Source organism: Serratia sp. GW822-FHT06D09 (genome assembly GCF_058799515.1).
This window is the reverse complement of record NZ_JBXALO010000004.1, coordinates 360,177-380,609: the sequence shown is the minus strand read 5'-3', so window position 1 is coordinate 380,609 and position 20,433 is coordinate 360,177. Positions and strand designations below refer to the sequence as shown.

18 protein-coding genes are annotated in these 20,433 nt (G+C 50.9%); 4 read left to right on the top strand and 14 right to left on the bottom strand.

The window, feature by feature from the left end; genetic code table 11:
• Positions 1 to 110 precede the first annotated feature (110 nt).
• Positions 111 to 2,240: a TonB-dependent receptor family protein gene (locus tag AC1RKG_RS12670; RefSeq protein ID WP_020828626.1), complete on the top strand. Its 2,130-nt coding sequence runs from the start codon at positions 111 to 113 to the stop codon at positions 2,238 to 2,240.
• A 140-nt stretch (positions 2,241 to 2,380) separates the two neighbouring features.
• Here AC1RKG_RS12670 and AC1RKG_RS12665 read toward each other — a convergent pair whose 3' ends face one another.
• The 14 genes from AC1RKG_RS12665 to AC1RKG_RS12600 form a co-directional block, all read right to left on the bottom strand.
• Positions 2,381 to 4,117 (bottom strand): PglL family O-oligosaccharyltransferase, encoded by a 1,737-nt coding sequence (locus AC1RKG_RS12665; RefSeq protein WP_493183177.1) that lies wholly within the window; start codon positions 4,115 to 4,117, stop codon positions 2,381 to 2,383.
• A gap of 89 nt (positions 4,118 to 4,206) precedes the next feature.
• The gene (locus tag AC1RKG_RS12660) at positions 4,207 to 5,085 is read right to left on the bottom strand and encodes an MrpH family fimbial adhesin (RefSeq protein WP_493183175.1); all 879 of its coding nucleotides are present in this window, start codon (positions 5,083 to 5,085) and stop codon (positions 4,207 to 4,209) included.
• 76 nt (positions 5,086 to 5,161) lie between these two features.
• A complete protein-coding gene (locus AC1RKG_RS12655; RefSeq protein WP_232807857.1) occupies positions 5,162 to 5,707 on the bottom strand; it encodes a fimbrial protein in 546 nt (181 codons plus the stop codon).
• Positions 5,708 to 5,718: 11 nt separating this feature from the next.
• Positions 5,719 to 6,219, bottom strand: a complete 501-nt coding sequence (locus AC1RKG_RS12650) for a fimbrial protein (RefSeq protein ID WP_493183174.1) — start codon at positions 6,217 to 6,219, stop codon at positions 5,719 to 5,721.
• Between the two features lie 19 nt (positions 6,220 to 6,238).
• Positions 6,239 to 6,706, bottom strand: coding sequence for a fimbrial protein (locus AC1RKG_RS12645; protein ID WP_493183173.1), 468 nt, complete (start codon positions 6,704 to 6,706; stop codon positions 6,239 to 6,241).
• Between the two features lie 31 nt (positions 6,707 to 6,737).
• On the bottom strand, positions 6,738 to 7,397 hold the full coding sequence (locus AC1RKG_RS12640) for a fimbrial protein (protein WP_232807859.1): 660 nt from the start codon (positions 7,395 to 7,397) through the stop codon (positions 6,738 to 6,740).
• A 17-nt stretch (positions 7,398 to 7,414) separates the two neighbouring features.
• Positions 7,415 to 8,107: a fimbria/pilus periplasmic chaperone gene (locus tag AC1RKG_RS12635; protein ID WP_280638211.1), complete on the bottom strand. Its 693-nt coding sequence runs from the start codon at positions 8,105 to 8,107 to the stop codon at positions 7,415 to 7,417.
• 142 nt (positions 8,108 to 8,249) lie between these two features.
• The gene (locus tag AC1RKG_RS12630) at positions 8,250 to 10,775 is read right to left on the bottom strand and encodes an outer membrane usher protein (protein WP_240504971.1); all 2,526 of its coding nucleotides are present in this window, start codon (positions 10,773 to 10,775) and stop codon (positions 8,250 to 8,252) included.
• A gap of 86 nt (positions 10,776 to 10,861) precedes the next feature.
• A complete protein-coding gene (locus tag AC1RKG_RS12625) occupies positions 10,862 to 11,443 on the bottom strand; it encodes a fimbrial protein (protein ID WP_217331579.1) in 582 nt (193 codons plus the stop codon).
• 43 nt (positions 11,444 to 11,486) lie between these two features.
• Positions 11,487 to 12,032: a fimbrial protein gene (locus tag AC1RKG_RS12620; RefSeq protein WP_130016522.1), complete on the bottom strand. Its 546-nt coding sequence runs from the start codon at positions 12,030 to 12,032 to the stop codon at positions 11,487 to 11,489.
• A gap of 309 nt (positions 12,033 to 12,341) precedes the next feature.
• Positions 12,342 to 12,971, bottom strand: coding sequence for a helix-turn-helix domain-containing protein (locus AC1RKG_RS12615; protein ID WP_128865443.1), 630 nt, complete (start codon positions 12,969 to 12,971; stop codon positions 12,342 to 12,344).
• 156 nt (positions 12,972 to 13,127) lie between these two features.
• Positions 13,128 to 13,613 (bottom strand): hypothetical protein, encoded by a 486-nt coding sequence (locus tag AC1RKG_RS12610; protein WP_217331580.1) that lies wholly within the window; start codon positions 13,611 to 13,613, stop codon positions 13,128 to 13,130.
• On the bottom strand, positions 13,603 to 14,454 hold the full coding sequence (locus tag AC1RKG_RS12605) for a winged helix-turn-helix domain-containing protein (protein ID WP_130016524.1): 852 nt from the start codon (positions 14,452 to 14,454) through the stop codon (positions 13,603 to 13,605). Before AC1RKG_RS12605 ends, AC1RKG_RS12610 begins: the two co-directional genes overlap by 11 nt.
• A 402-nt stretch (positions 14,455 to 14,856) precedes the next feature.
• Positions 14,857 to 15,753, bottom strand: a complete 897-nt coding sequence (locus AC1RKG_RS12600; protein WP_041414962.1) for a LysR family transcriptional regulator — start codon at positions 15,751 to 15,753, stop codon at positions 14,857 to 14,859.
• Positions 15,754 to 16,026: 273 nt separating this feature from the next.
• On the opposite strand from AC1RKG_RS12600, the gene AC1RKG_RS12595 reads away from it, so the two are divergent.
• The 3 genes from AC1RKG_RS12595 to abgT all read left to right on the top strand — a co-directional run bounded on the left by AC1RKG_RS12595 (position 16,027) and on the right by abgT (position 20,420).
• Positions 16,027 to 17,343: a M20 family metallo-hydrolase gene (locus AC1RKG_RS12595; RefSeq protein WP_020828628.1), complete on the top strand. Its 1,317-nt coding sequence runs from the start codon at positions 16,027 to 16,029 to the stop codon at positions 17,341 to 17,343.
• Positions 17,340 to 18,791, top strand: coding sequence for a M20 family metallopeptidase (locus AC1RKG_RS12590; RefSeq protein ID WP_046372632.1), 1,452 nt, complete (start codon positions 17,340 to 17,342; stop codon positions 18,789 to 18,791). Before AC1RKG_RS12595 ends, AC1RKG_RS12590 begins: the two co-directional genes overlap by 4 nt.
• A 102-nt stretch (positions 18,792 to 18,893) precedes the next feature.
• Entirely contained in the window at positions 18,894 to 20,420 is a 1,527-nt protein-coding gene (gene abgT / locus AC1RKG_RS12585; protein ID WP_493183169.1) for a p-aminobenzoyl-glutamate transporter, read from the top strand.
• Positions 20,421 to 20,433: the final 13 nt, after the last annotated feature.

Sequence of the window (20,433 nt, the reverse complement as noted above, 5' to 3'; positions counted from 1 at the left end):
CTTACCGGTTGAATTATTCCGCAACAAAGCTATTTACTTGCCAATAATTATCATTAAGATTGTCATTTCTAATAAAACACATCCGGGTTCGAAACTTTTAAGGCATTATTATGTCAATTCTTTTTCGTCTTTCGCTGTTGGCGGCTTCCGTTGCCATGGCGCTGCCAGTCCTTGCTGCTGATAATAAATCTCAAAATGATGCGCCTGCCGACACTATTACCGTCGTCGGCAACTGGCTGGATAACCCGGATACCAGTTCGGTGTTGCTCAACCACCCCGGCGCACGTTCCATCGTGACCGAACAACAAATGCATGAACAAGGCGATCAGACCATTGCCGATACCCTGCGCGGCGTGCCTGGCGTGCAGGTGCGCGACAGCAACGGTACCGGCGGCAGCGATATTTCGCTCAACGTCGGCGTACGTGGCCTGACTTCGCGCCTTTCACCTCGCTCCACCATTTTGATGGACGGCGTCCCCTTGGCGGTCGCGCCTTACGGTCAGCCACAGCTGTCGATGGCACCGCTGTCGATTGGCAGCCTGCAATCGGTTGACGTGGTGCGCGGTGGTGGCGCAGTGCGTTACGGGCCGCAAAACGTCGGCGGCGTGATTAACTTCGTCACCAAGGACATCCCGAAAACCTTCGGTGGCGCGGCCAGCGTCCAGACCCAGGGGGCCAGCCACGGCGGCCTGAAAACCCTGACCAGCACCTCGCTCGGCGGCACCGCCGACAACGGTTTCGGCGCAGAGCTGCTGTATTCCGGCCTGCACGGCCAGGGCTATCGCGACAACAACGACAATACCGACATCGACGATTTCATGCTGAAAACGCGCTATGCGTTTACCGATCGCGATGAGTTACTGGCCAATTTCCACTATTACGACGCAAAATCCGGTATGCCGGGCGGGCTGAGCAGCGCGCAGTATGCGCAAAATCCGTTCCAGTCGACCCGTCCGTGGGACCAGTTCGAAGGCCGCCGCAAGGATATGTCGTTCAAATATAAGCACCAGGAAGACGACAAGCAGTTCGAAGTGCTGACGTATTTCACCGACAGCTATCGTGGCAGCAGCATCGAATCGGAAGGCACCGGTAAAAACGCCGGGATGAAACGTATGGTGTCTTACCCGCGCCACTACTCCACCTGGGCGATCGAACCCAGCTACTCGCAGGTCTTCCGTTTCTGGGACATGGCGCACGAGATCACCCTCGGCTACCGCTACCTGAACGAAACCATGGATGAAAAAGCGTCCCGTTCAGCCTGGTACAACCCGGCAGATATCGGTTCTACGCCGGAAACGCCGGATTACTATCAGCACACCTCCGGCGGCACCGCAGCCCACGCACTGTACATTGACGACACCATTAACGTCGGCAACTGGACGGTTACGCCGGGCCTGCGCTATGAAAGCATCCGCACCCATGTGGATGATTCGTTCAACAACATCAGCCGCGAGAAGAGCTACAGCGAACCGCTGCCGTCACTGAACGTCATGTACCACATGTCCGACGCCTGGAAGCTGTTCGCCAACGCCAACACCTCGTTCGGCAGCATGCAGTACTTCCAGCTGACCAAGGGCGGCAACGGCAACCAACCCGCGCCGGGCCTGACGGCGGAAAAAGCCCATACCTATGAATTCGGTACCCGTTATGACGACACCATCGTCAAAGCCGAGGCCACGCTGTTCTATATCGATTTCGATAACCAGCTGCAGTACATCAGCAACGATGTCGGCTGGACCAACATGGGCGCCACCAAGCACAAGGGTATCGAGCTGGCGCTCAGCTACGATCTCAGCGAACTGAACCGCGCGCTGGATGGCGTAAGCGTCTACACCAGCTACACCTATACTAAAGCCAGCACCGACAAGGGCGACTTCGCCGGTAAGGATTTGCCGTTCTATTCGCGCCAGGTGTATACCGTCGGCACCCGCTACGCCACCGGCAGTTGGGTGTGGAATCTGGACAGCTATGCCCAGTCCAAGCAGCACTCGCCGGGCACCGGGCCGGATTACGTCACGCAGGAAAGCGCCGACGGCCAGTTTGGCAACATCGCCGGGTATATGGTGTGGAATATGCGTGGGGAGTATAACTTCGGGCCGCAGCTGTCGAACCTGACGCTGGGTGCCGGGGTGAAAAACCTGTTCGATCAGCGCTACTTCACCCGCTCCAACGACAACAACTTCGGCAAATACGTCGGTGAACCGCGCACCTTCTTCGTGCAGGGTTCCGTGGCGTTCTAAGCGTTTAAAGCCCCCCGGCTCGCCAGAACCGGGGGGTTAATCTTGCGAACGACGCGTAACCTCAGAGTCGTAAGCACGACAAGCCAGAGTACGGGAATAAAAGCCCCTGCTGAGCTTTTTGTTCAAAGCCACGCTGGATATTACTGTTGCTGATACCAAGGCTCATCAGAAAAGCGTCGATCGGCGGGGAATAGCATGGCGGCCTCCAGACGGTAGCGTTCAGCCAACACCATTCGCCTCTGGTGGCGCAAGATAGCTATCAGGCTGGCGTAGACATTGACATCAATGCGCCGTAACAAATAGGCCCGTGCCCAAGTGACATGTTCCACCAGCAGTAACTCGTCATTCGTCTGGTTATAGCTCATCAAAGCGTTAATCTGCAGGTCAAACTCTCTGCGCTCATCATGCACCCACGCAGACAATGGTGACATCTGTTTCAGTGGTTCGATATCGCGCATACCATTGCGTTCAACCGCCGTCAGCTCTATCCCGCCCCGAAAGGCAGCGATCATCACACTGATGATCATCACAGCCATAACCAGCATTCCCCCTTTTACCAGTATTCCGCTGCCCACCCGACGACAAGCTATACGCTTTTTCGTTAAGCCATCTAATGTGGCTAACAGCAGTAAAAACAGTACCCAATGCGCGGCAGAAATATGAAATGGATATTCAAGTTGGCTATGAATCAGGATAGGAACCAGTACCCAACAGAGCGCGGTTGCTTCTCCGGCTCCACTTCGCCCAGCCCTCCATGCCTGCCGGTCATTATACATTGCTCGTATCAGCAATAGTCCTCCCGCCACAGCGATCATCGCCATGCCCACTAAAGCAAGTAATCCTCCCTCAACCCACCACAACAAAATTTCGTTATGAGGATGCCGAGCGATTTCCAACACTGCAGTTGGAGGGCTCTGATTAATACGAAAGTGCTGGAAACTGAATTCGAAACCACCGTATCCCCAACCGCTCAAAGGTTGCCGGATTATCATTGCCAATGTGTCCATCAGCATCGACAATCGCGCGTGGTTAGATGACTCATGGCTGATATAGCGTAGCATTTCACTATGCTGCCACTGCATCACGATAATCCCCAACAACAACCCCACAGACATTAACCCAACCGCCTTCGCACAAAACAATGGCTGATGCCGCCAGAAACTCAAACAGAAACCCAACGCCATCAATCCTGAGCCTAACCAAGCGGCCCTCGACTGTATCCAGATCAGTAATGCCGGGAGTAAAACTAGCAGCAAAGCGAGCGCCAAACGGTGATAACGTCCATAACCCGAAACCGCCAGCATTTTCCTTGGTAGCAGATAGAGCATCAATGTTAGCCCCAGCCCGGTGGCGATAAAACTGCCCAGCACGTTAGGTTGCTGGAAAACACCAGATACCCGGCGTCCTCCCGGCGGCATACCACTCCATTCAGGGGCAAACAGCTGCAATAACGCCATACCCGCCTGTTGCACAATGAGCAGTAACAGCAGTACGTATAAAGTACGCCGATAGTGACGGTTCAAGGGGAGTTGCAGCCAAGAGAAATAGAGCACCAAGCCAGCAAAAAACGCCGCCATTCGCCAAGCTGCAGCTGGCAACCATTCTGGGCGCGTAAACAATAGCGGAATACTCAACATAATCCCGCCAAAGAAAAAATAGCGGAACGTCGAAGTGATGGTTATGGACCGCCTTCTTACCATCCGCAGCCATATGAGCAATATCAAGCTTGCGCTGGCAGCATAGACCAATGTATTCACCGGCAGATTTAATCCCACCCCTCCCATATTTGGGAAGTAGCGAAAAACAAAAAATGAAACAACAAGAAAAAGTAGAAACAAATAATTATCACAATACTTTACTTTATATAATACACGCATATCTTTCCCAACCTATACATATCCCCGTTCATTGTAATGAGGGAAAGCGTTAATAACCCAAGGAGTATTAATTCGCGGTTCTATCTGTGCTAATCAATAGTCATTAAAACGATCAATGCTTTCGAATAAGTGCCTGGTGTGACCGTCGCTCCAGTTTTTTCTAATATCGAATAGACAACCACCGTGGCTGCCTGCCAACTCGGTACCGAGACATTTAAATCGCTGTCTGCCGGTGCGCCGTTGAGAGTTAAGTGTGATATTAACGACCGGTCGTCAGTCAACGCCAGACCACTGGAATGGCTATAGCCATTAATCCTGAGTCGCACTCCGGCTGCTTTATTGCAAGAAATCGTCAGGTTGCCTGTCGCGATATTGCCCTGCAAGTCAGCGACACTCAACGTCTTATGATCAAGCGTCGTACTTGACGCTAAACAACTGGTGGGCGGCTCAACGGGTGTAATCGGGATACCTTCAACACCACCGCCTCCTCCTCCACGTTGTTTGGGAAGATAGTTGTTAGAGCTCCCGGAGGTGCCGCTCACTGACAATATAAAAATCATGCTCCCCTGCTGGGCAGACCCGACATACGCCATCTTACCCGTGGCAGACAACAGATTTCTCAATTGGGCCACTGACAACGCATTAATATTAGTGGATTCAAACAACGTTGAATATTCACATCTGGCTCCGCACAATTCTCGTTCAACGCGGCAAGAAACAAACCGGCCAATACCAGTAACGAGATTAAAAGCACTTAGACAAGGATTGGTCACTGTATTTACACGCAGCGACAAGTCGGCCTTATCGACAACAGCATACCCATCCTGATCAATATGCCATTCATAATTATTGAAAGATGACACATAAAAATAGCCACTACCATAGTCAGAGGGCATTCCATAAGAAATGGATGTATAAAAACAAAATAAAAGACACCCAATACGTAATGAAATTTTTCTTATTTCCATAATTATTCTCGTAGAAAACACCAGTCAGAAATATAGAATATGGTTGAAAACCTATATCGGGGAGATGTTGTCCACCTTATTCATACGTCAACCGAAAAGTGGACACCGCGGTAAAGGCTCCCAGCACAACGGACCTGTTAGCCAATGCCAGTGGTTCCACCTGCACATAAGCTTTGAGATGTATCACGTTGCTGCCTTGCGTCAGCGGGTAAAGTTCACTCGCTTTATCAAGCTTAATGGTTTGCCCTGATGCTGTTTCCAGCCCTATAGCAATTCCCCTCGCGTTACCAACGGGAACCAACAACCCTGGCAGCTCACGGCTCTCTTCCGATGTCGTAAACGTTACCGAGATGGATTTGGCTAAACTCAGGTCGCACTGTGCCAGACGCAGCTCGAAGGGCATTCCAACCGTTCGGACATTCTGGTAAAGATATTTATCGACGATTACACCAAACGCCAACTGAACCTCTTCGTCCCCCGGTGCGATAACGCAAGGTTCTGCCACCAACGCGCCACGAAAACGAAGGTTGTCTTTTTCGGCAAGAGCACTCGTTGTACTTAGTACCGTCAACATCCCCAGAACACACACCAAAGGATGGTGTTTCATTTTTATGGTTATCATGCATTTCTCTGCTACTGATAATTAACCTGCAGGGTCGCAGTGGCCTCAAACTGGCCTTCGCTCAACACCGCACCGGGACGCTGTACTGGCACCGCCTCCAGTTGCGGCGGGCTAGAGGGATTAATGGCAATCTTGCTACCCGGCGCCATCGGTTGATCATTCTGATAAATGCGGATGCCCAGATCACTCATGCTAGTTTGCAGTGCTGCCTTATCGAAAGTGCTGACAGCGCCACTAAAGATAAGTGTCATGCCGTCCGTGCCGGTACTCCCCTCACAGCTAATTCGGTAATTCACGGCTTGTCGGTAGTTCACGCCATCAACCTTGTTCACACCCAACCGATCGCCAAAGTTCACATCCACAATCCCGCCATCATTAATCGAGCAAACTGGCGGCTCTATCAGTTTGCCCCGAAATTGCATCTCGGTTGCCTGCCCCACCCCAGCCTTCCCCAAAGCCAACAGCAATAGAGCGTGAATATGCCAATATCGGCGCATATTTATAGATTGCATGAGACTCATCCCGCATTTGTCATTGGTAATCCACCGCCAAGGTTGCACCAGCGCTAAATTCCCCCCCGGTTAACGTTACACCAGCGGCTTTAACCGGTACCGACGCCAATACCGGTGAGTTTGGGTAAGTAAAGTTGACCCAACGATTAAGAGGTAGCCGGATATCGTTATGTAATAAAGCGATACCTAGCCCCGTCTTATTGGTCAGCAGCACTTCGTGATCAAACAATGCGCCACTGCCTTTAATTTGTAATTTCATAGCGTTGGATACTGCGCCACTACATGCGAGGCTATAACTGATCGTTTGACGATAGTTGCTGCCGTCAACCTTCATCGTACTGACTTCGCCAAAATTCACTTCTATTGGTTGATTTTGATTAACGACGCAGGGAGGGGGTTGAACAACAACCACTTTTACCGTTACCGTGGCGGCCTGTATCACCCAAGGCGCAGACAACGCCAATAAGCTCAACAGACTTGCTGCCATGCACAGGTTTTTCCCCGCCATCTTAGTCACCTCATTCATAAAACAGCCGGAAGTGGATCACCGCACTATATGCGCCGGCTTGCAACGCAGCGGGTGTACGCACGGGTGTCACCCGATAAACCAACGCATTATTACCAGGGGAGAGCATCAGTGGCGTACCAGGAAGATCAAGACTCACGGGTTTTCCCTGACGGTCAGACAACAATAGCGCAATACCCGATGCCCCCTGCACTTCAACTAATCCCGTCGTATCTGCATCTTGTAGGGCACTGAAACTCACCGTGCCCGTGGGATATTCGATTCCCCAGGCTCTTTTTCCCACGAGCTCATCCCGCTGGCCGGTCTGAATACGTAAACAATCTTTCAGCCGCAACTCGAGCAATACTGAGGCACCGCGATCACCAGGTTGCTGTAACTGTGCCGTTCCTAAACTCCCCAGACTCACAACCTGATCAGCACTCGCCATATCCAGTCGACAGGCACTTTCCGTCAGTGAACCCGTGATCAGTAGCACACCATTGGCACCATCAACCTCACCACCATCGGCTTGGGCTTGTTGTATCAATAGCATCATCATGACCAATGTCAGCAACACCATCAGCAGCGCCGCAATAATCAACCCTATCCAGCGATGTAGGTAGCGACTATAGCCGTCGTCCCCCCCACAATGCTTAGCTCCCTGCATTGCCATTTCCTCTCCAAATACCTTTAGGGTTTATCCATGACTACATGGCATTCACTACCGCTGCAGGTAAAGTTGAGCTGCGGACGCCCACCGTAATCATTCACATAGGTCAACACAGGGGTTTGCCCCAGAGCCGCTGAAGATACGTTCAGCATGCCGTTGCCTTTAGGTGGCAACATCAACGGTTCAAAACCCGTAATGCCCGGGCTCCCTTTTTTGACGCCGCCATCGACAATCGTTACGTAGTACGGTGTCGGGTTATTGACGCGGTAGGTATTCCCTATCTTGGTCAGCGTCAGTTTTTCCTGCCAAGGCGCGGCGTTTTGCTGAGGCGCTATGGCCGCCGGGCGATAGAACAGTTTGATCCGCGTCTGCAGCGCAATCTGCAGCGTGTTCGGCTTACTACTTTTTGGTGGGATCTCACGGAGGTTGAAGTAATACAACGTCTCTCGATCCTGTGGTAGCTGTGCGATCTTCGACAACGCCAACAACTTCACCTGACTCGCTTTCCCCGGCTCAATACGCTGAACCGGCGGCAGCACTGTCAGTGGGCTTAGGATTTTATTCCCCCGTTCGTCTTCCAGCCACCCCTGTGCTAAATATGGCAACTGTTTGTTTTGGTTGCTAATATTAAGACTTACGGATTTCAAGTCACCGTCAAAAATCACTCTAGTGCGATCCAGAGCAATAGCGCCCTGCACCTGCCAAGCCGTCATAAAACCTAGCAAAACAGCGATAACCGCGCTCAATTTGGATATGCCACGGCGTTTTACATAAGTCATGATCATCAATACCTATATCCTGATTGTTATTACATTATTCTTTGTGCTGAGGAGAGAGCCTCCCCCTACACACTGTTCATGGCAGCATCATCGCCCGCACACTTTGCTGGCTTAAATCGCTCCCCCTACCTACCGGTTCACACGGCAATAGCAGGTTATTCATCAGCAAATCCGCTGGCAGCGACGCCGGCATTTTCACCTCGCATTGCACATGGCCCGCCCAGCTCACCTTCATGGTCTCACCTGCATTGATACCACTCAGGTAAACACTGCCACCGTCGTTAACAATGCCAGTTTCCTGATTGCGCACGTTCAACACCGTCGCACCAAAAGGCGGCTCACTGCCATCGGCGAGTCTGATCATCGCCATAGCCTTTTCACCGGCTATCACGTCAAATCGTCGAGAACCAATCGCGCCTTCGGTGAGCGTTGCCTGCACCACCGAAGTTATCGCCTCCGCGCTATCACTTAGCTGGTTCAAATCGATGCTCACCTTATTGCGGTAATAGCTGTTTACTTCTGCGACAACCGCTTTGCCAAAGCGGTTGCTTCTGGAGGTGCTGCCATATCCACGCACCGGCACACCACTGACCCCATTGGTGTCAATCAACAAACGTGTGCCTCCCATCATGTTGCTGCGGTGTAATGCCCCACCTTCGGACGTTAACGTCATACCCCCTTGCGCATAGGCACCCAATGCGCTATAGCTGCCTTGCTGATAGCTGGCATTGGCACTGACCCTGGCAATATCCCCTTCATAATCGTAATAACCACTCAGGTTGCCACCACGGCGCGATGTGCCAGCGGACAACTGGTAGCTGCTATGCTCGTCAATCCGATCGTAATAGCCAGCACGGTGCACTGTGTCCTTATGATCAAGCATTAGGCTGTAATTAAGTGATGCTCTATTTCCCCATGGCATCGACACGGACAACGTCATTCCATCCTCATTGCGACCGTTAAAACGGTTGCGGTAAGCCCCTATCGACAAGCTGAGATTTTTGATATTGCCGAAATCAAAGTAGCGCGACAGCGTCAGGTTATAGCGATCATTGGTTGGTCGATTCCAATAGGTCTGGTGGTTGTAGTTGAGATAAGTGCTTAATCCCCAGTCCCGAAAGTTCTTGTTCAGGGTGACGGTGTACATTTCCCTGCTGCTACCGCTTCTGTGGCCGGTATAGCGCGCATCAAGATATTCGCTCATTGTCATGAAGTCCTGCGCCGAGAAACGGTAACCAGCAAAGGTCACTTGACTGTCCAATTCGTCAAAGGTCTTCGAATAACTGAGGCGATACGAGCTGCCGCTAAAGGCTCTCTCTTGTCGCAGCTGTGTCCGTGACTGGGTCGCATCAAATGACAGCGCACCCAGTGCCATTAGATCGCGCCCAATCCCCAATGACAGCGCGTTATAATCGCCACCGCCTAATCCACCACCGTACAGCGACCAACCGTTGGTCACTCCCCAAGAAAACTCCCCGGCAGTAAACAACGGGCCTCGCAGCTGATGCCCCCATTCCGCTGGCCGTCCTGCCGCCAGTTTGAAGCGCACCAAACCTGGGCGCGTTAAGTATGGAATGCTGGCCGTGTTGACCGTAAACGTTTGCACCACACCTCCGTCCTGCTCCTCCACCCGCACATCAAGCTGTCCTGATACAGCGTCACTAAGCCCCTGAATACGAAATGGTCCAGCAGCAACCTGTGTCTCATACAACACCCGCCCCTGTTGGCTGATGATGACCTTGGCATTCGACTTGGCTATCCCCGTTACTTCTGGCGCATAACCTCGCAGATTCGGAGGTAACATGTTGTCATCGGACCGTAAACTGAGCCCGGTAAATCTGAAACTGTCAAAAAGGCTGGACTCCAAATACTCCTCACCCAGCGTCAATTTTGCACGCCATGCCGGAATAGCCCGGTAGATGTAGTAGCGGCTCCACTCCAGCGAACGCTGCATCCGTTGTTTCGAACCGGATTGACTGGCCAGTCGCCCTTGCCAGTCAGCGCGCAACCGCCAAGCACCTGCGTTCCCTCCCAAAGTCCCATTGCCGCTGATGTCATACCCATTGCCAGCTTGCCGCTGATTCCACTGCGTTTGAGCATTGACGCTATAGTCCAGCAGGATCCCTGGAATCCCCTCATCCCAGCGCGACGGTGGATCCCAATAATCGGAAGTAAACTCCAAATAGGCTTGAGGAACGCTCAGATACAACGCCGATGATGCCAAATCACCACGTGCTTCCATCCCTTCCAGACTGTGCAAGTTAAGGCAACGTCCATCGCGTGACCAAGAAAGCTGAGGCAGAATGCTCTCCTTTAACCCCAGTTGCTGAACCAGCATAGGCGACAAGCAGGCCTTGCTGTCTTTGGGATCATTTTCCGGCGCGATAAACAACACAGATTGCTCAGCAAGTTCGTTCTTGTTCACATGCACCGTCATGGCATAGGTGCCTGGCATAATATAACCGCTACGAGAGAACTGACTTAAGTCGATATTTTCTCTATCGTTTAAATCCAGTACATCCGTATTAAACTGGATCTCTTCTACGGCATAAGCCACCCCATTCGGCTGCCAGAAATATAAAAAAAAACACAACCTGGGCATGTAAAAATTCAATAACGTCCTTGTAGGCTTTCGCATAATTAAAAACCTTATCTATTACTTAACTTTCAGACGCGTTCTAAAATTCGTCATAAATAATCTAATCTGAACCGAATGGTGAAAAAATACCCACCCACCTTGAGCGGATGATGAACCGCAACAAGTGTCATAAAGTAATTGAGCATTTTATTTCCTGGAGCAAGAGTTTCCAGCGGCATCGCAACACCGGGGATAGCGACATTTCCATTATGATCCGTAATTCTTATCGCTACCCCCTTCCCTCTGCCTTCCCCCTGAAAGAGTCCGTTATCGTTATTTCCATCAAACGTAAGTTGCACGTATTTCCTGGCGGAATCATGCGCACTCTGTGTTTCCAGAGTGCAATTAATTAACTCAATAGAAAAGGCTTTGACATTCCCCTTCCCACTCCGATAAATATCTGAGACAGAGATATTTCCCATATCAATGGTTTGCTCGCGGCTTTTGGTAGAAATGGCGCATGCCGTTGCTACAATCTCACCTTTTATATTTACCTGCCCTCGTCCTTGCGATGATAGGGCCTCTGCATTTGCAGAAACAATCAATGCAAACACAAAAATTAAAGGGGTTATTATCTTTACTCTCCCCTTAGATAACATGGCCTTACCCTCATTGAGCGCTAAATCAGGCATGCGGTTTCCGCATGCCTATCTAGCACCAGCTACTTAATAATGTTTACTGGTAAGCCAAGGTAAAGTCAGTCACGGCGCTGAAATCACCAGGTGTAGCTGAAGAAGCACCATCGCCTTGTAAATAGGCGGAGAAACTCAAAGTATTTTTCCCCGATTGCAAGGTCTGAGCATTCGTTGCAGTTCCCAGTTTAATGACTTCACCAGTCCCATCAGTAATAGCAATACTTGCCCCCTTAGCCGTACCGGTAATGCTCAGACGACCATCCTGGTCTTTACCGCTTGCCCCTGTGAAAGTCAGGTTCACTGCGTTATTCTTCCCTGGACCAGAAGTGGTTAACTCGCAGTTCTCTAGGTTAATATAAAAAGGTTTCACCGTAGATTTACCACCATCCTTCAGCGAAACCTGAGAAACCTGCCCCAATTCAATGGTCTGGTCTGCTGAATCAGCAGCAATAGAGCATGGTGCATCAATAATAGACCCGGTGAAAGTAACCTTACCGGAACCCTGGTTCACAACGGCGGCATTAGCGATAAAAGAAGCACCCATAGCACCCATGATCATCGCCATCTTAAGCTTATTAATATTCATTACTTAATCTTCCATCATAATAAATTATCTCTTACCTTGAGAGGAAACCTCCCTATATAGAAGCATCCCTCTTCCCAAGACGAAAATTAATCAAAACCTTCGGCGAGACAAAATATAACACCGTCAAAACACCACTACTCAATGAATAAATCTAAAGTTAATGAAATTAAAATAAACCCATTAAAAACAATGACATAAACTTAACAATTAAAGTTGGCAGATAATTTAAGATGTCTTAAACAAACTAAACAAGATGAAACAGAGCATTCTAATCATTCTTACATTAATAAATAATGTAAGAATCACGAATTACATCCGTTTTTTATTTGCCCCCCCACAGATAAAAGATGTCAACTCCAGATTATTTTTTAACTTTAGCTTTTTCATCGCAGAGTACTTCTGCGTATAGACTGTTTTAGCATTTCTACTCAAGATATAAGCTATGCTATTAAATGAAAACCCAGCAGAAAGAAGCTCGATAACATCAATCTCGCACTGAGTCAAAAGCTGCTTACCACAGGATTGACAAGTTGATGACAACGCATTGCTGTAGCCGCCCTCTTTATTCATTGACAGCTGGCTGAAGTATTTTTTTATTTTACCTACAGTTTCTGATGTAGAGTCCCGCTTTGAGAATTTCAATCCAGAATTGAAAACAGAACATGTTAACGACCCACGACCTCTCTTGACGTCTCTTACATCTCTAAATACCGGAAAAACCACACCACAGAATCCCTTACTGATTAATGGCAATGACATGGCACAGTCGCCATCCCCCTCCACTTCCTTAAACACAACATCAGCATAGTTCAGTTTGCTCTTATCAAAACTCACATTTCCAATGAAGCCGCCCTCAATAAATATTTTATCAATTAACAACTTTAACCCCTGTGCATAATACTTATCACTGCCAACAATAATAACATTGTAACTAAGCATATATTCCCTTATCAATCTAACAACTATAGATTAATCACACTACAGATTGATGATTAAGATAAATAATTAACTTAGCTAAAAAAAACTTATAAAAAAACCTGACATTAACGTCAGGTTTTTTTAGATTTTATACAATTGTAGCATCCACTTGGATGCTCAGCGTTCCTTACAAACAAAGTGAGGAATTGAGTTAGTGTAAAAAGTATATTTATTATGGTAATCCTTAACCACTCTAAAGCTAACCCAACCGTCAACCCTATCGAGGTAATCATAAAAATATTTTTTCGACAGCACATCAGGCACATTATCCGAAACATCGGGATGCACGGCTTTAGTTTTTATAAAATAAGAGGTGCCATCATGCACAACATACTCTACTTCAGCATAGCGCTTAACGTTATAATTAACACCTGCGGAATTAATCTTACCGCTGTATGAAATAAGCCCAACATTTTTATCCAAAAGAAATAACATGCCAAGCTCCAGGCGGTCACTCCCACTTGATGATGGATAAATAAAGCTCGCATGCGCATAGCAACCCAAGCCATTCTCACGCTTAGTCAGTTTTTTATAAAAAAAACATCCAGCAAGAGAACCAAGCAGCAATAAAAATATCACAGCTAAAAAAAACCTATTTTTCATAACGATGCCCCCCTTCACGATAAATATAGTAGGAAGAGCAATCCGTGTTTTCGCTCAAAATATCACCATTACAGCTAATCAGGGAAACTCTCGGCAACGTATTGAAATAACTGATGTATACCCTTTCACTCTGTGAACAGGTTTTACCTGCTTCGGCTAATGCGTCTGAAATCTTATCTCTCGACCACGCAATCTCTTTTTTATAGAGATAAATATCGCAGCCGTTAACTTTCATGGCGTGATGATAATCGTGGAACCGGCCGTTTTTGGTCGAGAAAAAATACGCCATTAAAACCGTTGCGATCAGCGCCACACTCAATGTCAGCAGTGCAATGAGCAACCAATTGATAATGCTGGGCCCTCTGGCATCTGCCGGAGCTTTTTCTGGATATTGCTGATTATCAACTTCAGCCGCTGGCTGTAAAATTATATCAGGCGCTTTTTCGATTACCCTACCAGGCTGGCCTAACCTTTCAATGCAGGGAACCTGTTTACCTCCCGCTAATGCTGCAACATGCAGCCCCGCCGCCAAGCACATGCCACGACGAGGGATCGTCACTATCACGTCATCGTTCATACCAAGCTGTCTGAATGCACGGCGAATCATAGAAATATGCTGATACAGCGTATTCACATTAACCGGGATCCCATGCTGCTCCCATACTTGCTCAAACAACACTTGTTGAGATGTTGTATTAGGAGAGTTTAATGTAATGATAGCCAAGCAATCACGTGAAGGCGTAGTTAATGAAACTCGGTTACCTTCATTATTAGCCTCATACAAACAACAGGCGTTAAAGTCAAAAACGACTTTATTATTAAATATCTTGTTTTCTTCCATAAAACGCCTTTAAATACAGTAAAATCAAGAAAAAAGTATGTCAAATTAACCATTTTGGTCAAGCAATACATAGGAAAAATCCCAATGAATAATTCAACTCATTGATTTTGAAATATAAATTTAAACATTAAACATTCTTATGGTTTTGTTTTTGCCGTTTTTTTACCCAACCAAATTGCATTAAAAATAATGCTATAACTACAAATGTGAGAAATGGAATTAAAACACCCCATTAAGATAAAGATATTTTTATAAATTAATGACAGAGAGATTTTCAGCTGTTTTTTTTATAAGTGTACAATACGTAAATTACGAAAAAATAGAACATCGTAGACATCTACTGATTGGCTAATTAAGTGGTTTGCACATTTCGCTCAACACTGCCGGTTTTTGGTTAACACCTCAGCGACAGTGCAGACGAAACAGGCGCGCCAGGTGTGCGCCCATCGGCGTAAGCGTGGTGTCCTTACGCTGAATCAGATAAAACGTCGCCTTTGGCAAGCTTTCTTCCAGCGCCAGCGGCACCAGATGCTTACCCAGTATTGGGTCAGAGATCACATCTACCGATAAAATACTGACGAAATCACTTTGCGCCACCAGGCTGGTGCAGGCCATAAATGTCTCACAGGTCACGCTGATTGACGGCGCCATTCCCAAATCCCCGAACAGATCGTGCAGCAGGCGATAGTAGCTGCCTTTGGGCGTCGGCATGGTCCAGTCGCAGTGCTGCAGCTGTTTCAGGGACGTCGCTCCTTCCATCGGATGCCCCTTGCGCACCACCACCTTGTACTCTTTTTCCATCAGCCGTTCGTACTGTAATTCATTGTCCAGGCTGCTGGGGTAATAAGTATTGACGGTAAAATCCAGCTCGCCCTGGCGCAGCTCCGGGATCATCGATACCAGCTGTCCTTCGACAATCCGTACTTTGACCTTCGGGTATTCACGATGAAACTGGGTGATAACCTGCGGCATGACGGTGCGCGCAATGCTGCCGCCTACGCCGATATTCACTGAACCACCCGCTAGCCCCAGCCGTTGCTGAATATCCTCCTGCGCCACCCGCAGCTCTTCGAGGATCAGGCTGGCATGCTGGAAAAAGTTATCGCCGCAGTCGGTCAGCACCACGCCCTGGCTGCGGCGAATAAACAGCTTGGCCCCCAGCACCTGCTCCAGCTCCTGAATCGACTTGGTTAACGCAGGCTGGGAAAGGCGTGAAGTGCGGCTGGCGGCGCGGATGCTGCCCTGGCGACTGACTTCTACAAACGCACGTAATTGGTGCAATTTTATTGAGGCTGGCATAGGCAAATGGCGATAACCGTTGTTTATCAATAGCAAGATATTGGCATCTTATTTAGCCTGATTCCATTGTGTACATTCGAAAAAAACAGAATATATAACCAAATTCTTATTTCGCTTAATTAAGCGCATTTTCTGCGCCGATAAGCGCTATTCACGGCAGTTAGTCACTAAATACGTCTTTTTTTTCATTAAATAGCTTCACCGTCTGATTTGGTTCAGCGCACCACTGCTGCCCTGCATTTACCTGGGCGCGATAACTTATGAGATATCAAAATGAATAATCCGCTTTCGATGTTGGTGACCGATCTGTACCCGCAGCTGCAGGCCTGGCGGCGTGACTTTCACCGCTACGCCGAGTCCGGCTGGTTTGAGTTCCGCACCGCTACCCTGGTGGCGGAAGAGCTGGATCGGCTGGGCTACCGCCTGCAACTGGGTCGTGAAGTGATTAACGCCGACGCCCGCATGGGGTTACCGTCGGCCGAGGCTCTGCAGGCTCAGGAGCAGCGCGCCCGCGAACAGGGTGCGCTGGAAAAATGGCTGCCACATTTTTCCGGCGGCTTCGCCGGTATTGTCGCCACGCTGGATACCGGCCGTCCCGGGCCGGTGATCGCCTATCGCGTTGACATGGACGCGCTCGATCTCAACGAAAAGCTGCAGCCGGATCACCTGCCGTTTCGCGAAGGTTTTGCCTCCTGCAACAGCGGCATGATGCATGCATGCGGTCACGATGGCCACACCACCATCGGCCTGGGACTGGCACACGTTTTCAAAAGCCTGGAGCCTCAGCTCAACGGCACCATCAAACTGATTTTCCAACCGGCGGAGGAAGGCACCCGCGGCGCAAAATCCATGGTGGAAGCCGGCGTAGTGGACGACGTTGATTTCTTCACTGCGGTGCATATCGGCACCGGCGTGCCGGCCGGCGAACTGGTGTGCGGCAGCGACAGCTTTATGGCGACCAGCAAACTCGACGTCACCTACCGTGGCGTGGCCGCCCATGCGGGGGCCAAACCGGAAGATGGCCGCAATGCGCTGCTGGCGGCGGCACAGGCAACGCTGGGGCTGTACGCCATTCCACGCCACAGCGAAGGCAGCTCGCGCATCAACGTCGGTGTGCTGCAGGCAGGGACCGGTCGGAATGTGATCGCCGACCACGCATTCATGAAAGTAGAAACCCGCGGCGCCACCAATGCCATCAACGAATTTGTCTACCAGCAGGCGCTGAACGTGATTGAAGGCGCGGCAAAAATGCATGGCGTTGAGTGCGATATAGCGCTAATGGGCGCGGCGCAGAGCAGCAAACCGACCCAACCGTGGGTGGACTACATTCACCGACAGGCGCAGGGCATTGCCGAACTGAGTTCGGTGGTCGACCGCCGCGAGCAGGCCGCCGGTTCAGAAGACGCAACCTACATGATGGAACGGGTGAAATCGCACGGCGGGCAGGCCTCGTACGTAATCTTCGGCACCGAGCTGAGCGCCGGGCACCACAATGAGAAGTTTGATTTTAATGAACAGGTCATGGCGGTGGCAGTGAAAACGCTGGCGTCGCTGGCGCTTAACCTGCCTACTTTTGGGAGCCAAGCATGAGCCATCCACAGCTGCTGAAGTTTATCCATCACTACATTGACCAACACCAGCCGCGTTTTAGCGCACTGAGCGACAGTATCTGGGATCACCCGGAAACACGCTTTACCGAAACCTATTCTGCCAATTTGCTGGCCGATGCGCTGGAGCAAGAAGGTTTTACGCTTGAACGCGGCGTCGGCGGCATTGAAACCGCATTTATCGCCAGCTATGGCAGCGGCCAGCCGGTGATCGCCCTGCTGGGCGAGTACGACGCCCTTGCCGGATTAAGCCAACGATCAGGCTGCGCCACGCCGCAACCGCTGGTCGAAAACGGGAACGGTCACGGCTGTGGTCACAACCTGTTGGGCACCGCCGCATTGGCGGGAGCCTTCGCGGTCAAAGCCTGGATGCAGCAACAGCACCTGACCGGCACCGTGCGTTTCTACGGCTGCCCTGGCGAAGAGGGCGGTTCCGGCAAAACCTTTATGGTACGCGAAGGGCTGTTCGATGACGTCGACGCCGCCCTCACCTGGCACCCCGAAGGCTTCAGCGGCATGTTCAATACCAGCACCCTGGCCAATATTCAGGCGGCGTTTCAGTTCAAGGGGGTCGCCGCGCACGCCGCCAACTCACCCCACCTTGGCCGCAGCGCGCTGGATGCCGTGACATTGATGAACACCGGTGCCAACTTCCTGCGTGAGCACATCGTGCAGGAAGCGCGATTGCACTATGCGGTTACCAATACCGGCGGCAGCTCGCCCAATGTGGTGCAAGCCGACGCCGAAGTGCTGTATCTGATCCGCGCGCCGCAGCTCGATCAAGCGCAGGATATTTACCAGCGAGTGATCAACATTGCCAAGGGTGCGGCGCTAATGACCGATACCCAAATGACGGTACGTTTCGACAAGGCCTGTTCCAACTATGTGCCAAACCGCAGCATGGAGCAGGTGATGTATCGCCACGTCTGTGGCTTCGGTCTGCCGGAGTACAGCGAGGAGGAGCGCAGCTTCGCCACCGAGATCCGCCAAACGCTGAACAAGGACGACCTGCGTAATGCCAAGTTGAATATCGCCCGGACTGGCGGGGCGGCCGGGCGTGAATGGGTGCAAAACCTGGGCGACAAGGTGCTGATGGATGAAGTCGCGCCTTATGTGGCCTCGGAAGATCTGCTGTATGGCTCCACCGACGTCGGCGACGTCAGTTGGGTGACGCCGACCGCTCAGTGCTTCAGCCCGTGCTTTGCGCTCGGCACCCCGCTGCACACCTGGCAACTGGTGGCACAGGGCCGCACCTCTATTGCGCACAAGGGCATGTGCCTGGCGGGCAAGGTGATGGCGGCCACCGCCATCGATCTGTTGAGCGACAGCGCTCTGCTGGCGGAGTGCCGCCGCGAGTTCGAACGCCAACGAACAGAACAGCCGTACAGTTGCCCAATCCCGTCGGGGGTTAAACCTTCGCCGTTAAAATAAAGACAGAACGACACAGGCCCACCCACGGGCCTGTGAAAATAATTATAAATAAATCAAATAATAAAAAATAAACACAACAGGACAAACACAGAGGGTAAGACAATGAGTGAGGCCACAACGTCAGTCAATAAAAGCCCCGGTCGCATTTTTTACTGGGTAGAACGCATCGGGAATAAAATTCCCAATCCTTTTTTACTGTTCGTCTATTTAATCGTTGTTTTAATGCTGGCCACGGCGCTGTTCTCCTGGCTGGACCTAGCGGTGAAGAACCCGGCCACCGGCGAACTGATCAAGGTGAATAACCTGATGAGCGTAGCGGGCATGCAGTGGATTTTCCCGAACATCATTCATAACTTCAGCAGCTTTGCGCCGCTGGGAGCCATTCTGGCACTGGTCATCGGCGCTGGGCTGGCTGAGAAAGTCGGGCTGTTGCAGGCGCTGATGTATAAAATGGCCTCACGCGTTAGCGCACGCTATGCCAGTTACATGGTGCTGTTTATCGCCTTCTTCAGCCACATTTCATCGGATGCCGCGCTGGTGGTGATGCCGCCGCTCGGCGCACTGATGTTCCTTGCCGTGGGCCGCCATCCCATTGCCGGGCTATTGGCCGCTATTGCCGGGGTCGCTTCCGGCTTTACCGCCAACCTGCTGATCGTCACCACCGACGTGCTGCTGTCCGGTATCAGTACCGAGGCCACCAAAGCGGTAGACGCCGCCGTTCACGTCAGCGTGATCGACAACTGGTACTTTATGGCCACCTCGGTGATCGTGCTGACCATCGCCGGCGCACTGCTGACCGATAAGTTTATTGAACCCAGGTTGCCGGAATGGCGCGGCAGCGCGGAAGACAAAATTGAAGCGCTAACCCCGCTGCAAAACCGTGGGCTGATGATGAGCGGCATCGCCGCACTGGTGTTTATCGCGATTATCGCCGCGCTGGTGGTGCCGGAAGCCGCCCCGCTGCGCGATCCCAAAACCGGTTCGGTGATCCCCTCGCCGTTCATCAAAGGCATTGTACCAATCATCATCCTGTTCTTTTTCACCGTCGGCATTACCTATGGCGTGGTCACCAAACAGATCCGACGGCCAGACGATATTCCCCACCACCTGACAGAGCCGATGAAGAGCATGGCCGGCTTTATCGTGATGGTGTTTCCGCTGTCGCAGTTCGTGGCGTTCTTTAACTGGAGCAACATGGGCAAGTTTATGGCCATCGGCCTGACCGACATGCTGGAAGCCGCCGGCATGAGCGGCGCACCGGCGTTCCTCGGCCTGATGTTCCTCTCTGCCTTCCTGTGCATGTTTATCGCCAGTGGTTCGGCCATCTGGTCGATTCTGGCACCGATTTTTGTGCCGATGTTTATGCTGCTCGGCTTCCACCCGGCGTTCGCGCAGATGATCTTCCGCATTGCCGACTCCTCGGTGCTGCCGCTGGCACCGATGTCGCCATTCCTGCCGCTGTTCCTCGGTTTCCTGCAGCGTTACCGCAAAGACGCCCAGCTCGGCACCTATTACGTGCTGATCCTGCCGTATCCGCTGGTGTTCTTTGCCGTGTGGATTTTACTGTTGCTGGCGTGGTACGCACTCGGCCTGCCGATCGGGCCGGGGGTCTATCCGAAGATGGGGTAAAGATTACCGGCCT

Bases quoted from the DNA above. Each gene is read 5' to 3' on its own strand.
- AC1RKG_RS12670 (WP_020828626.1), top strand. From the start codon at position 111: ATGTCAATTCTTTTTCGTCTTTCGCTGTTGGCGGCTTCCGTTGCCATG.
- AC1RKG_RS12665 (WP_493183177.1), bottom strand. From the start codon at position 4,117: ATGCGTGTATTATATAAAGTAAAGTATTGTGATAATTATTTGTTTCTA.
- AC1RKG_RS12660 (WP_493183175.1), bottom strand. From the start codon at position 5,085: ATGGAAATAAGAAAAATTTCATTACGTATTGGGTGTCTTTTATTTTGT.
- AC1RKG_RS12655 (WP_232807857.1), bottom strand. From the start codon at position 5,707: ATGATAACCATAAAAATGAAACACCATCCTTTGGTGTGTGTTCTGGGG.
- AC1RKG_RS12650 (WP_493183174.1), bottom strand. From the start codon at position 6,219: ATGCAATCTATAAATATGCGCCGATATTGGCATATTCACGCTCTATTG.
- AC1RKG_RS12645 (WP_493183173.1), bottom strand. From the start codon at position 6,706: ATGGCAGCAAGTCTGTTGAGCTTATTGGCGTTGTCTGCGCCTTGGGTG.
- AC1RKG_RS12640 (WP_232807859.1), bottom strand. From the start codon at position 7,397: ATGGCAATGCAGGGAGCTAAGCATTGTGGGGGGGACGACGGCTATAGT.
- AC1RKG_RS12635 (WP_280638211.1), bottom strand. From the start codon at position 8,107: ATGACGGCTTGGCAGGTGCAGGGCGCTATTGCTCTGGATCGCACTAGA.
- AC1RKG_RS12630 (WP_240504971.1), bottom strand. From the start codon at position 10,775: ATGCCCAGGTTGTGTTTTTTTTTATATTTCTGGCAGCCGAATGGGGTG.
- AC1RKG_RS12625 (WP_217331579.1), bottom strand. From the start codon at position 11,443: ATGCCTGATTTAGCGCTCAATGAGGGTAAGGCCATGTTATCTAAGGGG.
- AC1RKG_RS12620 (WP_130016522.1), bottom strand. From the start codon at position 12,032: ATGAATATTAATAAGCTTAAGATGGCGATGATCATGGGTGCTATGGGT.
- AC1RKG_RS12615 (WP_128865443.1), bottom strand. From the start codon at position 12,971: ATGCTTAGTTACAATGTTATTATTGTTGGCAGTGATAAGTATTATGCA.
- AC1RKG_RS12610 (WP_217331580.1), bottom strand. From the start codon at position 13,613: ATGAAAAATAGGTTTTTTTTAGCTGTGATATTTTTATTGCTGCTTGGT.
- AC1RKG_RS12605 (WP_130016524.1), bottom strand. From the start codon at position 14,454: ATGGAAGAAAACAAGATATTTAATAATAAAGTCGTTTTTGACTTTAAC.
- AC1RKG_RS12600 (WP_041414962.1), bottom strand. From the start codon at position 15,753: ATGCCAGCCTCAATAAAATTGCACCAATTACGTGCGTTTGTAGAAGTC.
- AC1RKG_RS12595 (WP_020828628.1), top strand. From the start codon at position 16,027: ATGAATAATCCGCTTTCGATGTTGGTGACCGATCTGTACCCGCAGCTG.
- AC1RKG_RS12590 (WP_046372632.1), top strand. From the start codon at position 17,340: ATGAGCCATCCACAGCTGCTGAAGTTTATCCATCACTACATTGACCAA.
- abgT (WP_493183169.1), top strand. From the start codon at position 18,894: ATGAGTGAGGCCACAACGTCAGTCAATAAAAGCCCCGGTCGCATTTTT.